This window comes from Gimesia chilikensis, assembly GCF_007744075.1.
Taxonomy (GTDB): domain Bacteria; phylum Planctomycetota; class Planctomycetia; order Planctomycetales; family Planctomycetaceae; genus Gimesia; species Gimesia chilikensis_A.
The window spans coordinates 1,729,768-1,744,274 of sequence record NZ_CP036266.1 but is presented as its reverse complement, the minus strand read 5'-3'; the positions used below and the strand labels follow the sequence as shown (position 1 = coordinate 1,744,274).

Here is a 14,507-nt window from a genome sequence, read left to right as displayed (position 1 = left end):
TTTATTTATCGTCTATTGTGCAGGCAGGGCTTCAGTCCGTCAAGTACAAACCGCACATCTTACCGCTGTCCGGGCAAGAGGGAGAAAGGACTCTCAAGCTCAGGATTTTACGCAGTTTAACGATTAGAGGCCTCAGCAGTGACCGCTGCCCCCTGCTTTGTCAGCGGTGAAAGATCATAACATGCCGCCTCTTCACTGTTTCGAACAAACAGTCGCCCCCGCGCCAGTGCAGGATTGTTCCAGGTCTGTCCTTCAATCGCCTGGAATTTTCCCCGCTGGACATACTTCTCCGGATTGGCCTCCACCAGTTCGACACGTCCATCTTCGGCCAGGATGATCAGGTACCCATCCACGAGCAGCAACTGCCCGTAACCATAGCGGCCCCGCTTCCACTGACGCTTCCCAGTGTCCAGATCCAGGCAGGTTAATACACCTTCATCCAGACCATAGACATAGCCCTCCTGCTTAACAGCGGAATTGAATTTGAGCTTCAGGCTGAGGCTCTTCCATTCTTCTTTAACCTGCGCGGTCTTCTCACTGGACTTGCCGGGAGCGATTTCAATTCGGGCCGATCCCAGTCCGTAGCCGGCTCCCAGGAAGACCGAATCATCGTCGAGAGGAATCGGCTGGGCGGCATTGCAGCCCGCATGATTGGCCCATTCAAAGAACCAGAGCGATTGACCATCTTCGAGTGAGAACCCCTCCAGTCCCTTGGCATTGAAAATCAAAACCTGAGGCGTCCCGTTCAAAATCGCATACTGAGGAGAACTGTAACTCGGCTTGTGAGTTCCGCTCGACCAGACTTTCTCGCCGCTCAATTTATCAAAGGCGATGATAGCCTGATTTTTTTTGTCAGCTGCAGCAGGACTCACCCCCTGGTTTACGATCACCAGATCATCGTGAATCAAAGGTGATCCGGCCATACCCCAGGTCAGGTTTTTCAGATCCCCTTCTTTTAGCAGGTCGTGCGACCAGACAGGCTTGCCTGTCGCTGCATCCAGACAATTCAGGATGCCTGTCCCTCCCATCGTATACAATCGCCCCTCTTCAAACACCGGTGTCGCCCGAGGTCCGACGCCTCCCAGTGTTTCAGAGAATCGAACCGGTTCACTCTGGGTCCAGATCTGCTTGCCGGTAGATACGTCATAACAGACGACCAGCTCGTCCTCACCGCGCTGCTCCTGCGTGAAAACACGATCCTCAACCACACAAAATGATCCCCAGCCAGCCCCCACCGGATGCTTCCAGAGTAACTTCGGTGGCTCAGACTCCCAGTCCGTACGGATCTGCTGATCACGGGCAATCCCATCCCGCAAGGCGTTCCGGTAACCGGGCCAGTCTGCCTCGAGGGCAACTAATGTTTCAGCAGACTCTGACTTCTCGTCGGCGCTGTTGTCAGCCTGTTCGAAATACTCAACGGCCCGCTGTTCTGCAGTCGGCATAAACCGGAACTGAAACCGGGGTACCATGTCCCCTTCAAAACTTTCCACGCGAACCACGGTAAAAAAGAGCACGAATGCCAGTACCGCGCCGAGCAGACCTTTGAAACGCGTCTTCCAGGCAACGCCAGAAACGAACAGCCACCAGATCAACAGCCCGACAACCAGATTCCGAATTCCCTCGTAGACCGAGAAGACCTGGTAGGTACGATCCGGAGCCAGGCGAAACCACTGGATGACCATCGCGACAATGCCGATCACCAGAACCGCCAGCCCCCACTTCCAGCGCAAACGACGCACGGGGCGTTGGGTTGTTTCGGCCGGTACCGCGGTCTCAGTGTCAGCAGGCTTGTTCTCAGCAGAAGCGTTTTCCGGCTCTGCTGAGTCCTCATTTTTTGAATAATCCGACATAAGATTTCACCACAGTTGAAGCAGGCTCCCAGTCTGATTTCACGACCCGGGCCAGCGGTGCATACAAGATTTTAACAGTGCGCGAGAAGGGGCTGAATTTCATCTTCCCTTCCAGCCAGACCAGCGGACCGGACATCAGAAAATAGAGCAGCAGGAATGCCATCAGACACATCAGCGCCGCCCCGACCCGCTGACGCAGTGAGGGACGGGACAACTCATCATCGGAAGTGACTGACGAACTGCTGACTGCTGCCTTCATCGGGCGATTCCAGTATGGGAACAGGGGACTCTGTGTGTGGTATTACCCCGCATCATCGCATTCTGTTTCAGAAATATTTGAGATCGAACGCACTTTATTTTTTGCGGAACGCCGGCAGTTGTTCGCCGGTTTCCCGGTGAAACTCATCCGGCCGTCGATTGCGTGGCAGACGATCGTAAGTCGCTTCCTGCCATTGATCGAGCTCGGCCCGCAGTTCCTGCTCCACCTTTTGATACTCCGGCTTTCCGGCCAGGTTATTCAGTTCATGCGGGTCCTTCTCCAGATCGTATAGTTCGACTTCCGGTCGGGGGACCACGAAACAGTTGCGCTGATCTTCAGTCAGCTTGTTCTGATCGCGCAGTTCGCGCATCACCGTGTAGGTCGGACTCCGCACCGCGTCAGCGGGAGGCGTACCAGGAATATCGGGATAGAAGTTCCGAATATACTTATAGCGGCGTGAGCGAACGGCACGCCCGAAATCTTCAAAATCGTGCCAGTTATGTTCGGCAAAAATATGCGTGCGAATCGTCGCGTTGGGATTCTCGAGTAATGGTTTGAAGCTCTTCCCCTGGAATGTTTCACCGACTTCCAGCCCCGCCAGTTCCAACAGTGTCGGAGCCAGATCGACCGAGCTGATCAGTGACTTGCAGACCGTACCCGCTTTCACCTTTGCCGGCCAGGCGACAATCCAAGGAGTTTTCACTCCGCTGTCATAAACCGTCGTCTTACAGCGTGGAAAAGGTCTTCCGTTGTCACTGAGAAATACAATCATCGTATTATCGGCGACTCCCTGCTCTTTCAGTTCCTGACGCACTCGCCCCATCACGCTATCCAGCCGCGTGATTTCATCGTAGTACAAAGCCAGGTCACTGCGGACCTCAGGTGTGTCAGGCAGATAAGGGGGCACAATCACATCTTCATTCAGATGCGGCCGGGGAATAATGTTGCGTTCATAAGGGCGATGAGGATCGGTCGTCGCAAACCACATGCAGAACGGTTTGTCTTTGGGACGCTGCTTAAGTGTGTTGACCCACTGGTTGAGTTTGGTCGTCACATGATCAAACTTGCTTTCGGTCGGCGTGCCCAGATGCCACTTCCCGGCAGCCGCCGTGTAATAGCCAGAGTCTTTCAGTTTTTCTACAAACGTCACCTGGCTGGCAGGCAATGGCAGATGCAGTTGATGTGCGCCGGTGCTGTGCGGATAACGCCCGGTGATGATGCTCGAACGACTGGGGCTGCAGGAGCTGCACGTCAGTAATGCTTCCGTAAACTTCATACCGTCTGCCGCCAGTTGATCCAGATGAGGCGTCTGGATTTTCTCATGACCGTAGGTACCACAATCGTCCCACGCCATATCATCGGCGATGAATACAATGAAGTTTGGCTTACCCGTCGCGGGGGCCTGTGCCTGTGACTCGACGGCACCCGTTCCCAGGATCAACAGAACAACCAACAGCACAGCAGACAGCTTGATTCGCATTGCTTTCGTTTCACCAATCTCAGTAATGATTTGTTTCAAGGTAAAAATCGACTTCGCTCTTCGGGTGTCGGCATCCGGCAGGTTTCATGTTTGCCGAAAAAACGATACCGTGCTTTCGCAACCAGGCGATACCCCACGTTTCTTAGTGGCAAAGGGATCAGCCACAATAACCATCCGCAGACATTCCAGGGAAACCCCAGTAACCATAACACACGCACCGCAGCCGCAGATCGTCGATAAACCCGACTGCGGTCAGCCGGGAGAAAAATCACAGTATCTATATTTTCACGATCCTGTTCACTCAACAGTTCGGTCGCTGTTTCTCCCTGCAGAGGTGAATAGAGCAGCCGCCCTTCCGGATCGCGTGACATTGCAAAATCCACGCTCCGGTTACACAGACCGCAGACACCATCAAAAAACAGAACCGGCTTCTCCATCTCCGCCTTCCACTGCTCACATTCTGCCCTGCTCGGCCTGAAACACAGTCGCACTATAGATTTCCAGCGCTGCGCGGGCTGAACCCAGAATTTGTCGATCCCTCAGAACCGGGCTTCGTCTACTGATGAAATCCAGGAAACATCCGACCTGCACCTGCCTCCAACGCCCCTGCTGCCTGTCTCCCCCGGATCAACTTAATCTTATACGCTGCAGACATTTATCTCCAGCCGTTTTTTACCTCTTTGAGTGAAAGTCGCTAAATCCCGCAGCGTCACAGGCTCGATAATATCCCAGAGGGGGCATTCTCAGATTCCTCCTGTTGTCCGCTCTGTTCCTACGCTAAAATAACAGCAGTCAGCTGACGCTTTTCGACAATTTCCAGCCCCACACCAAGAGAATTGAGGTTTCGGGACCTTCATGCACCAGAGCCAGCCACAATCTGGTACCCAATCACGCTGGAATCAGGGCCTCGGTGTCTCCACACTGGCGCACCTGATTCTCATCGGAGGGCTCTCGCTGCTGGTGGCTGAAGAGGTGGATTCGCTGAATTCGACTCCCCAGACTGCGATCGAGACCCGCTGGTCGCCTACCCGGGAGGAAGTGGACCCCACTGTCATCGATCTCACACCGGTCACATACAAACAGGAAGAATCATCCAGTGCGGCCGTCAATTCACCGCTCCCCCAGATGGCGGATAGGACTGCCGCTCCCGACCGGGAGTCCCTCTCTTCCCGATATAATGGTCCTCTGCCGCAAAGCACGCAGTTCGAAGAATCACCTACAACGAAGCATGCCGCCGACATCGTCGGTGCACTCTTGACCTCAGATGCCATCGGCGGAGCCACATCCGGTTCGGGGAATGGAACGGGAAACGGCAATTTCTTCGGCATCAATCCCAAGAGCAAGAAGATCGTCTATGTGGTCGACTCATCCAAAAGCATGAACTTTCCCCATGAAAGTGAGGGCAAAACCCGCTTGGGACGTGTGAAGCTGGAACTTGCCCGGGCAATACTCTCCATGGACGAACAGCAGGAATTCTTTGTCATCTTCTTCAGCGATGTAGCTATCCCCATGCCTGCCAACCGGCTTCAGCCCGCTACGAAGCAGGCCAAGTCTCGCTATCTTAACTGGATCGCACGCGTGCCGGGTGTCGGCAGAACAGAACCACTCGAAGCCCTGCTGCTCGCCCTCAGACTCCAGCCGGACACGATCTACTTCCTCACCGATGGCCAGTTCAACATCGCTGACGTCAAGACCTTCAACACGGTGGTCGACAACGCTGGCTTGAACAAACGCGTGACCGTCAACGGAATCTGCTTCGGTAATCGGGAAGGCGAGAAACTGTTACGCGAACTCGCTGAAAACAACTCAGGCGCTTATACCTTCATTCCCTGAGTCGCCTCAACCGGGCAACATGTATACAGTGAATTGCCCCTTTCCAACCCGTTGAACGCTCTCCGTTCACTAAGTCTTTACAGAATAATGCCTTTTGGAATATTATTCCCTTTTGCTTGAATTCGCGCATTTTTCTGCGTGGGTTTTTCAACCTTTCTCCGCCATTGTTTGATGTCAGTAATTAAGCTGCATTACTTACAGTAAGCTTTCTCAAGCTGAACCATCAGGCTCTGTCTGATGCATACGAATTAATTGACAGCGGCGTACCACAACCTGGATCTCAAACAAGAATGAATTCAACTGTCACGGCAGAAAACAGTGCTCGCGCTCATGGTGGACGCAAAGGAACATTAAATTCCCCTTCCTTCCTGGCGTTACTGGCCACCCAGTTTCTGGGAGCCATGAACGACAACATGTTCCGCTGGTTCATTATCCCCATCGGAAAACCGGCCATCGGAGATGCGGAAGCCCTCTCCCTGGGACTGGCCTGTTTCACGCTCCCTTACCTGCTGCTGGCCAGCGTCGCCGGTTATCTCGCCGACCGCTTCAGTAAACGGACGGTGATCATCGCCTGTAAGGTAGCCGAAATCCTCATCATGATTCTCGGGATCTGGGCGATTCAGATTGGGAATATTTATCTGCTCTTTTCGATCGTGGCACTGATGGGCTGCCAGAGCGCGCTGTTCGGTCCGGCCAAGTTCGGCAGTATCCCTGAAATGCTCCGCGATAACCGACTCTCCCGCGGCAACGGTCTGATGGGACTGATTACCGTCGTCTCTTCTGCCCTCGGCTTTATCGCCGGTAATTATCTGTACTACATCACGCAACCCAGTCTGGAAAATCCCGGTACCTTCTCCGATATTCAGATCGCCGCCTTCGCACTGATTGGTGTCGCTGCCCTGGGAACTCTGGTCAGCCTGAAGATCCGCAAGCTGCCCGCGGCAGCTCCTACACGCGAATTCCCCTACAATCCAGCCAAAGAAACCTGGCACCAGATGCAGTTACTCCGCAGCAGTACGCCTCTACTCCGCACCGCACTGGGGGTCGCCTTCTTCTGGATGCTGGCTTCACTGGCACAAATGAACGTCGATACCTACGGCATCAATGAACTGCAGCTGACACAGAAAGACATCGGTCCCCTGCTGGGCATCCTCGTATTTGGTGTCGCTTTGGGAAGTATCCTCGCCGGGATCTGGTCTTCCGGACGCATCGAGCTGGGCATCGTCCCCCTGGGTGCTGCGGGCATCGTTTTGACCTCTCTGATGCTGTTCTTCACTGGTAACAGCGTGGGACCGGGAGCCGAAAACGCCACCAGCCTGCACTACTCCCTGTCGCTGCTCTGGCTCTTCCTGCTCGGCGTCAGTTCGGGACTGTTCGACATTCCGCTGGAAACATTCCTCCAGCACCGCAGTGACGTAGAAACGCGTGGCAGTGTCCTGGCAGCCGCGAACTTCCTTGCATTCGCCTTCATTCTCGTCGCTTCGTTTGCCTTCTGGGTCATGCAGAAGCACCTCGAACTGTCGGCCAGTCAGATTTTCATGGTCCTGGGCCTGCTCACAATACCAGTCGGGATTTACATCTTCAAACTGCTACCCAACGCCACCATCCGCTTTATGGTCTGGCTCGTCAGCTGCACGATTTACAAGCTGCGGGTAAAGGGTCTTAAGAATCTCCCCAAGAAAGGGGGCGCCCTGCTGGTTGCCAACCACGTCTCCTGGCTGGATGGCATCTTTCTGATTCTGACCTCCACACGTCCCGTCAGAATGATCGCTTACTCCACCTACGTCGAAGCGCCCTGGGTCGCCTGGCTCTCCCGGCTGTATAACACGATCCCCATCAACGTGGAAGACGGCCCCAAAGCACTTATGAAATCAATCAAATCCGCGAGAAATGCCATTGAAAATGGCGAATTAGTCTGTATCTTCGCGGAAGGAAAGTTAACCCGTTCGGGATATCTGCAACCGTTTCAATCCGGCCTGATGAAAATCATTAAAGGCACTGGTGCTCCCGTCATCCCTGTCTATATCGATGAGTTGTGGGGAAGCATCTTCAGTTTTCATGGCGGAAAGTTTTTCTGGAAAAAACCCAGGCGGTGGCCCTACCCGGTTTCAATTCGATTTGGAAAACCCGTTCTCCATCCGGAAAACGAAAAGCACGTCCAGCGAGTCGTACAGAACCTGGGAGTTGATGCCGCCAATTTTCGAAAGACGTACCAAATGATTCCACCACGACTGTTTTTGAGAAAATGTAAAAGCCAGCGATTCCAGCTCAAAGTCTCAGACTCCATGGGTGACGAACGCACTGGAGGCATGCTGCTCACCGGCGCACTCGTCCTGCGGCGACTGCTCAACAAGTTTGTCCTTAAACCAGATGAAAAGATGGTCGGCGTCCTGCTGCCGCCCTCAGTCGGCGGTTGTGCCGTCAACGCCAGTCTCGCGATCTCAGGTCGGGTACCCATCAATCTCAATTACACTCTCTCAGACAGCGACATTAATTACTGTATTCAGGAAGCCGGTATCAAAACCGTGCTCACCAGCCAGAAGTTCCTGGAAAAACGTCCCATCGAAATGGACGCCAACGTGGTCCTCCTGGATGACCTCAAAACCAAGGTCACACTCTGGGATAAACTCGTCAGCATGTTCCAGGCATTCGTCGTCCCCGCCTGGATCATCGAACGTATCACCGGACTGCATCGCGTCAAATCGGATGATCTCAGCACCGTAATTTTCACTTCCGGTTCGACCGGGCTTCCCAAAGGGGTGATGCTCTCCCACCACAACATTATCTCGAATATCAACTCTGCTGACGATCTGCTTCAGCTCTCGCAAAAGGATTGCATCCTGGGAATCCTCCCCTTCTTCCATTCGTTCGGCTACACGATTTCGCTCTGGATGCCTTTCGTCCGAAAAATGCGTTCCTGTTATCACTTCAATCCGACCGATGCCCGCACCGTCGGCAAAATGATCGAAAAATACAAGGCAACCCTCTTCGCCACCACACCGACCTTCCTCAGGCACTACCTCAAACGCTGCACCAAAGAGCAGTTTGCCTCGATGGATGTCGTCATCACGGGTGCCGAAAAACTGCCCCAGAGTCTCGCCCGGGAATTCGAAGAAAAATTCGGTATCTTCCCCACTGAAGGCTACGGTACCACCGAACTCTCCCCCGTCGCAGCAGTGAATGTCCCCCCCAGCCGCCAGTTGGATCCGGATGAAGTCTCTGCCAAACCGGGAACCGTTGGTCGCCCCATCCCCTGCGTCATGGCCAAAACGGTCAACCCGGAAACCATGGAAGATCTTCCGGATGGTGAAGAGGGACTTCTCTTCATCAAGGGGCCCAACGTCATGAAAGGGTATCTCAACAATCCCGAGAAAACCGCAGAGGTCATCATTGATGGCTGGTATAACACGGGGGACATCGCCACGATCGATGAAGATGGTTTCATCGCCATCACCGGTCGGCAGACCCGCTTCTCCAAAATTGGGGGAGAGATGGTGCCACATCTCAGAATCGAAGAAATCATCACCGGCATCGTCAGCGATCCTGATGCGGAAGAAGCCGAGGTCGAAGTCGCAGTCACCGCAGTTCCCGATGCACGCAAAGGGGAACGGCTCATCGTCCTGCATAAACATTTGAACAAATCGGTCGATGAAATCCTCAAAGAGCTGGCACAGTCAGGCATTCCCAATCTCTGGCTGCCCTCCAGCGACAGTTTCCTGGAAGTCGACGCTATTCCGCTCCTGGGAACCGGGAAACTCGATCTGGCACGCATCAAACTGCTCGCCTGCGAGGCCTTTCCTGTCGAAGTCGCGAGCTAAGTCTTTTGCAAAATCACCGCTGAGATCCCGAATTCGCACGCTTATAACGTGCGACCGGAAATCAGCCGGTGAACAGCGAGAAGCAACTTTCACTTTTTTTAATAATCATTTCCCGACTGTCTACCTGAAACGACTTCCTGCAAACATCTCTCTTGTAAGCCTTTTCTTTGTAAAGCCTTACCATCACACATCAATTGACACTGATCTCTGAAATTTGACTCTTTTTTTCCTTTATATGTAAATTATCCTGTTAGGAATAAGGGTCATAAGAGTCCATTAGTGTATAGAGCGGGCCAGCTTGTGGAGAAATTCCCCTTAAAGTCACCCGTTACGTAATCAAAGATGTGAGGAAAAGCAGGCATGATTGACCAGAAAGTCAAGCTGACAGAACGCCAACAGGCTATTTACCAGTTTCTAAAAGATAAGATTATTAACCGTGGTTATGGTCCAACAGTCCGTGAGATCGGCGATGCATTCGATATTCGCTCTCCCAACGGCGTCATGGGACACCTCAAGGCACTCGAACGCAAAGGGCTGATCAAACGTAAGTCGCATATCTCACGTTCGATCCAACTCTGTGACAATGCCCAGAAGCCGGCCAACATCCACCTCGCAGGATCGCTGCAGGCGGGAGCCCCGATTGGCTCAACCATGGGCGATTCACAAGTCGATTTCAGCTCCCTGTTTGAATCGGGCGATAACTTCTGCCTCAAAGTCAAAGGGACTTCCATGATCGAAGCCCAGATTCAGGATGGCGACTACGTGATCGTCAAAAAACAGGACACCTGCCAGCAGGGTGAAATCGTGGTTGCCCTCGTTGATCAGGAGGAAGCAACGCTGAAACGCTTCTATCAGGAAGCAGATCGCGTGCGGCTCGAACCTGCCAACTCAAGCATGGCCCCCATCTATTCCAACAATGTCCAGATTCTGGGTGTTGTCAAAGGGGTCATCCGGAAGTTCGTTTAATCGACTTCCCCCGGGAATGCCTCGTTTTCCTGAGCCATTTCCTGGCGTGCTAACGTGATCAGCATGCTGTCGGGCAGACTTTCCGCGCCTGCCTGTCGCAGCATGTTGATCAGCTGCGCGGTCGTGTATTGCGCATGCAGACAGACATGCATCAGCACATCCGCCCGTCTGGTCTGATGCACTTGCCCCTTACCGGAGCTTGTACTCTGTTTACGAACGAATTGATCCAGATCGGCTTCACTCAACCCCTGCAGATACGCAATCCAGCGCTGCTCCAGTTCCCCCCATTTTTCTCTAAGCTCCTCTAGCGACTGAATCCCCCCTTCTCCCTGTTGATTTCCAGGCAACGCTCCCGGCAGGTCACCCGGTAACACAGGCGCCACATCTCCCAGTAGTGCTTCCAGCCAGACATATTCGGCTGCATACAAATGCATCAGTGTTTTCCAGATCGAGCCCTGGCCGATGGAAAATTCCTGACGTCTCTGTTCCTCAGACAGTCGTTGAGCAGATTCCAGCAACCTCTGATTAACCCAGCGGCGATGTGCGTGCAAACGTGAAATCAGTCCCACAGCCATGAAATACTCCCCCTGAAATTAAATAGAGGCAGAGAACCACCTGAACCCCGCCGATACCATCCCTGTCATTACTTGAGTGGAGCCGAAACACCGCCCACAGGTTCGGAAAACCTGTTTCGGGGCTGTTTTTTTCCTAACACACATTCATCAAAGGGGATCTGCAAAAACTTCTACCAGCTTTTTAGGCGTTTTTTTCATTTAGATTGTTTCCCAGCACTTGAATTGCCGAAACTATTTTCTATCCTTATCCTATCTCGCAGGTAGAACTTACCGCAATTCGGGGGATTAGCTCAGTTGGGAGAGCGTTTGGCTGGCAGCCAAAAGGTCACCGGTTCGAGCCCGGTATCCTCCACTCAGATGCTACTTCGCGTAGCCAACATCTAAAAACCTTGTCCATTACGGGCAAGGTTTTTTTTATGTCCCCTCACAATGCCCTGCCCGCCTCAACTCATCAAAAATCCGGTATCGCCTCTCTCACCCTAAGAGTTACAATGCAGCTGCAGAACTTCTCAATCTCCGGAGAAGTCACAAGCTTCTCTTCTGCTGACACGACCTTACACCTTTTTCAAAGCGTTTCTCCATGCCCATCAGGAACCCCGCAGTCGACGACTATCTAGCTGAGTTACAGCACTGGCAAACGGAAGCCACAGAGCTCAGAAAAATCCTGCTCAAGTCACCGCTGACTGAAGAACTGAAATGGCGCAGCCCCTGTTACACATTTCAGAACAAAAACGTCGTCATCCTGGGATGCTTCAAAGATTTCTGCTCACTCAGTTTCTTCAAGGGTGCCCTGTTGAAAGATCCTGATCAGGTTCTCGCCAGACCCGGCAAGAACTCGCGGGCTGCGCGGCTGATCCGGTTCACAACGCTGCAGGAAATCAATGATCTCGAACCGATTGTGCAACGCTACATCCTGGAAGCCATCGAGCTGGAAAAAGCAGGCCGCAAGTTAGATCTGCAACAGGAAGCGGAACTGGAGCTTCCTCACGAACTGCAGGATCAATTCAAAAACAACCCGGCCTTGAAAAAAGCATTCGCGGCCCTCACGCCCGGCAGACAACGAGCCTACCTCATCCACTTTTCTGCACCCAAACAATCCCAGACACGCGTCTCTCGGATTGAAAAACTGACACCACAGATCCTCGAGGGAAAAGGACTGCATGACTGCACCTGCGGACTCTCGCGGAAACTCCCACGCTGTGATGGATCACATAAATCCCTGCGCTGAAATTAATCTGCCTGATGATGGAGTTTCCAGGCTGCATAATAAAACAGCCAGCAGAAAATGACTTCTGCTGGCTGACATTCACACGTTCCAATTGATCTTGATCAGTGTTGCACACCTCTAAGTTAATTCTTGGGTGGAGCAACGACTTTCGGCTCTGGTTCCGGAGCCAGCATCGGTTCTCCAGGCTGACAGTGTGGACAATCGACGGCAGGCTCTTCAATCACTTCATCGGGCCTGCAGATTTCACAAGGCTGTTCGACAGTTTCCTGCTGCAGTGGAATATCCTGGGAATAGCTGCCTCCGTAAGTCTGATTTCCATAGTTGCAGGCTGCGCCATTATAACCCAGCATCGCTGCACCGCGAGGAGAAGTGCCGTAAGCAGACCCGGCATAAAAAGCTTTGTACTTACCGAAATAGCTCCACGACTGAAATCCGGAATAAGCATAAGTCTGATTCAATGAAGACAGTGCATTTCCAATGTCATTAAATTCGGTAATGACTGCTGACTGCACATAGGTAAGACCGACGATCATCGCCAGTACTGCCACGGTCAGAATTATGACCAGTTCGGCAGACAGCACGAAACCGCCTTCATCATTCCAGAACTGTTTAATACAACGACTCATTTGAAGCTCCTTTTATTTTGATGTTCCGCGTTTCGATCGCAGTGAGTGATGAGTAATGGTTTGATATCTTCTGACAATCATCTCGCCTGGCTGTCACAGTTCTCACTGATCATTCACAGGCTTCAAGCGGGTCAGCCATTCATGGCCACAACCCGGCTTCTTATTTCCTCAGGGACACTTCCCTGTAACTGGCATTGATTCATGTAAGCAAAACGCCGATTGGCTAAAGCGGGAGAGGAAAGTTTCTCAGGCTTTCCTTTTCTGGCGAACGAGGCGGAACTCATTACCTCACTCACCGTAAAAAATCAGGGCAAACTCACCAGAAGTTCTCTCCGCTTCAGTCAATCAGTCATCGGTGGTCTCTCAGGTCACCGATTTGCGCAACGGTCTCTCAGGTCGCCGCACACTCTCTTTATGCACTCGACTTCGCTGCCCCCTTCAGGACCGCTGAAGCCATTTCATTTGTAATTCTCATAACCGCTATATCCGAACCATTCTGTAAAGTCGGATCATTCGGATTGATTGATACAATTCGCAAGATGTGTGCCATTACTACGAACCCGACAAAAGACAAAACCGACACAAGCAGCATAAGCCATTTAACCAGAATAACTTATAAAATCAGCACAACCCCACCTTTTGCGATCACCGCGCACGATCGTCCCAGGCATATTCCGATTTTGTTCAGATTGCTTTACAACGGTTTTAACACTTTTGATAAGAATTCCTGTCGTATCGATTATGCGGATCAGTCCGCTGAATACGATTTGATCATGCGACAGACCCGGACTTAGCACTCTCCTCAACGGGAAAGTGTCTGCAGCAACCTGCTGATTCCGGACAGCAGAGACAAGAAAGGTGTCGGCGCAAAAAAAGAGCCCTCAGAAGTCATCTTCCAAGGGCTCTCTGGCTGGTTTAGACAGTTCTCTATGCAACAGCTAAGGCTTTCTCCCTGCAGCCGCCACGATCGGCACGGCATAGCACAGTGCCCCAGCCTTCTGATGTGCGGAGACGCCAAACCTGTTTTCAGTCACGTCATTTTCCAGCAGTCTGCGGAATTCCACTGCTCCACCTGGAACGGGAAACGAAGCCGCCAGCTGTTCTTCGACGGTCAACTCTACCTTGTATTCGCCGAATTGAATCTGCTGAAGTTTTTGCCCCTCAAACAGCGTACATATTTCGTCCCGACTCAATACATGCACGTGCGAGGGGTCACGCAGTTTTTCCAGTGCATCGTAAGCTGCCACCTGTTCTGCTGGCAGACAGACATCCGCCACCAATACGATTCCCCCCGGCTGGCAAACCCGACACATCTCGGCTAATACAGTCTCAGGTCGCTCAAAATGATGAAATGCATAACGACTGACGACCAGAGAAAAACTGTGATCTGGAAACGGAAGCCTCTCACCGCTCCCTTCTACCCACTCCAGATTCTTCAACCCCTGCTCTTCCTGCCTCCGTCTTGCCTGTCTCAGCATTTCCGGCGTCAGGTCCACACCAGTCACACGCTGAGCGTTTTCCGCAAAATAACAGGCGACAATTCCCGGACCACAGGCGACATCCAGTACCTCATCTGTGCCTTTCAATTGAGACAGTTCAGCCAGTAGTTCCAGTGAAGTCGAGTGGCCCGGAAGTTTCGTAAACGGTACCGCCTGTCTGGTGAACTGATCAATCGTCAAACGCTGATGAGATGCTTCTGTCATTTAATTGGTCTCCTGGTTGATGTTGAATCTGAAACAGCAGGCCGACAACCGCTCCTCATTTTCAATGCCGGCCTCTGAACTGTTCGACAACATCCCGGCAGCACAGGTTCACTTGGAAACGTTCATCACAAATAACTCGCTAAACCAACAAAAATAGCCCCCGGAAACC

11 protein-coding genes and 1 tRNA gene are annotated in these 14,507 nt (G+C 52.5%); 5 read left to right on the top strand and 7 right to left on the bottom strand.

What is annotated here, in order from left to right; translation table 11 throughout:
• Positions 1-116: 116 nt before the first annotated feature.
• The 4 genes from HG66A1_RS06665 to HG66A1_RS06650 all read right to left on the bottom strand — a co-directional run bounded on the left by HG66A1_RS06665 (position 117) and on the right by HG66A1_RS06650 (position 4,026).
• Complete coding sequence (locus tag HG66A1_RS06665) at positions 117-1,850, bottom strand: PQQ-binding-like beta-propeller repeat protein (protein ID WP_145181411.1); 1,734 nt, start codon at positions 1,848-1,850, stop codon at positions 117-119.
• Complete coding sequence (locus HG66A1_RS06660) at positions 1,828-2,109, bottom strand: hypothetical protein (protein WP_145181410.1); 282 nt, start codon at positions 2,107-2,109, stop codon at positions 1,828-1,830. The genes HG66A1_RS06665 and HG66A1_RS06660 overlap by 23 nt, the downstream gene beginning before the upstream one ends.
• Before the next feature lie 94 nt (positions 2,110-2,203).
• Positions 2,204-3,589, bottom strand: a complete 1,386-nt coding sequence (locus HG66A1_RS06655; RefSeq protein ID WP_145181409.1) for a sulfatase — start codon at positions 3,587-3,589, stop codon at positions 2,204-2,206.
• Between the two features lie 35 nt (positions 3,590-3,624).
• Positions 3,625-4,026, bottom strand: coding sequence for a thiol-disulfide oxidoreductase DCC family protein (locus tag HG66A1_RS06650; protein ID WP_145037791.1), 402 nt, complete (start codon positions 4,024-4,026; stop codon positions 3,625-3,627).
• 418 nt (positions 4,027-4,444) lie between these two features.
• On the opposite strand from HG66A1_RS06650, the gene HG66A1_RS06645 reads away from it, so the two are divergent.
• From HG66A1_RS06645 to lexA, 3 genes are all read left to right on the top strand, one after another.
• Entirely contained in the window at positions 4,445-5,422 is a 978-nt protein-coding gene (locus HG66A1_RS06645) for a vWA domain-containing protein (protein WP_145181408.1), read from the top strand.
• Between the two features lie 290 nt (positions 5,423-5,712).
• Positions 5,713-9,240, top strand: a complete 3,528-nt coding sequence (locus HG66A1_RS06640) for an acyl-[ACP]--phospholipid O-acyltransferase (protein WP_145181407.1) — start codon at positions 5,713-5,715, stop codon at positions 9,238-9,240.
• A 360-nt stretch (positions 9,241-9,600) separates the two neighbouring features.
• Positions 9,601-10,206, top strand: a complete 606-nt coding sequence (gene lexA, locus HG66A1_RS06635; protein ID WP_145181406.1) for a transcriptional repressor LexA — start codon at positions 9,601-9,603, stop codon at positions 10,204-10,206.
• Here the strand turns inward: lexA and HG66A1_RS06630 are convergent.
• Entirely contained in the window at positions 10,203-10,781 is a 579-nt protein-coding gene (locus HG66A1_RS06630) for a DinB family protein (RefSeq protein WP_145181405.1), read from the bottom strand. The genes lexA and HG66A1_RS06630 overlap by 4 nt on opposite strands.
• 279 nt (positions 10,782-11,060) lie before the next feature.
• Between HG66A1_RS06630 and HG66A1_RS06625 the strand changes: the two genes are divergently transcribed.
• Positions 11,061-11,133: transfer RNA gene (locus HG66A1_RS06625), tRNA-Ala, on the top strand.
• A gap of 228 nt (positions 11,134-11,361) precedes the next feature.
• On the top strand, positions 11,362-12,009 hold the full coding sequence (locus HG66A1_RS06620) for a DUF1801 domain-containing protein (RefSeq protein ID WP_145181404.1): 648 nt from the start codon (positions 11,362-11,364) through the stop codon (positions 12,007-12,009).
• Positions 12,010-12,131: 122 nt separating this feature from the next.
• On the opposite strand, the gene HG66A1_RS06615 is transcribed toward HG66A1_RS06620, so the two are convergent.
• A complete protein-coding gene (locus HG66A1_RS06615; protein WP_145181403.1) occupies positions 12,132-12,635 on the bottom strand; it encodes a Flp family type IVb pilin in 504 nt (167 codons plus the stop codon).
• Positions 12,636-13,573: 938 nt separating this feature from the next.
• Positions 13,574-14,338, bottom strand: coding sequence for a class I SAM-dependent methyltransferase (locus tag HG66A1_RS06610; RefSeq protein ID WP_145181402.1), 765 nt, complete (start codon positions 14,336-14,338; stop codon positions 13,574-13,576).
• Between the last annotated feature and the right edge of the window lie 169 nt (positions 14,339-14,507).

Excerpts from the sequence above, each read along its gene's own strand:
- HG66A1_RS06620 (WP_145181404.1), top strand. The coding sequence starts at position 11,362 with ATGCCCATCAGGAACCCCGCAGTCGACGACTATCTAGCTGAGTTACAG.
- HG66A1_RS06655 (WP_145181409.1), bottom strand. The coding sequence starts at position 3,589 with ATGCGAATCAAGCTGTCTGCTGTGCTGTTGGTTGTTCTGTTGATCCTG.
- HG66A1_RS06665 (WP_145181411.1), bottom strand. The coding sequence starts at position 1,850 with ATGTCGGATTATTCAAAAAATGAGGACTCAGCAGAGCCGGAAAACGCT.
- HG66A1_RS06660 (WP_145181410.1), bottom strand. The coding sequence starts at position 2,109 with ATGAAGGCAGCAGTCAGCAGTTCGTCAGTCACTTCCGATGATGAGTTG.
- HG66A1_RS06630 (WP_145181405.1), bottom strand. The coding sequence starts at position 10,781 with ATGGCTGTGGGACTGATTTCACGTTTGCACGCACATCGCCGCTGGGTT.
- HG66A1_RS06615 (WP_145181403.1), bottom strand. The coding sequence starts at position 12,635 with ATGAGTCGTTGTATTAAACAGTTCTGGAATGATGAAGGCGGTTTCGTG.
- HG66A1_RS06645 (WP_145181408.1), top strand. The coding sequence starts at position 4,445 with ATGCACCAGAGCCAGCCACAATCTGGTACCCAATCACGCTGGAATCAG.
- HG66A1_RS06610 (WP_145181402.1), bottom strand. The coding sequence starts at position 14,338 with ATGACAGAAGCATCTCATCAGCGTTTGACGATTGATCAGTTCACCAGA.
- lexA (WP_145181406.1), top strand. The coding sequence starts at position 9,601 with ATGATTGACCAGAAAGTCAAGCTGACAGAACGCCAACAGGCTATTTAC.
- HG66A1_RS06650 (WP_145037791.1), bottom strand. The coding sequence starts at position 4,026 with ATGGAGAAGCCGGTTCTGTTTTTTGATGGTGTCTGCGGTCTGTGTAAC.
- HG66A1_RS06640 (WP_145181407.1), top strand. The coding sequence starts at position 5,713 with ATGAATTCAACTGTCACGGCAGAAAACAGTGCTCGCGCTCATGGTGGA.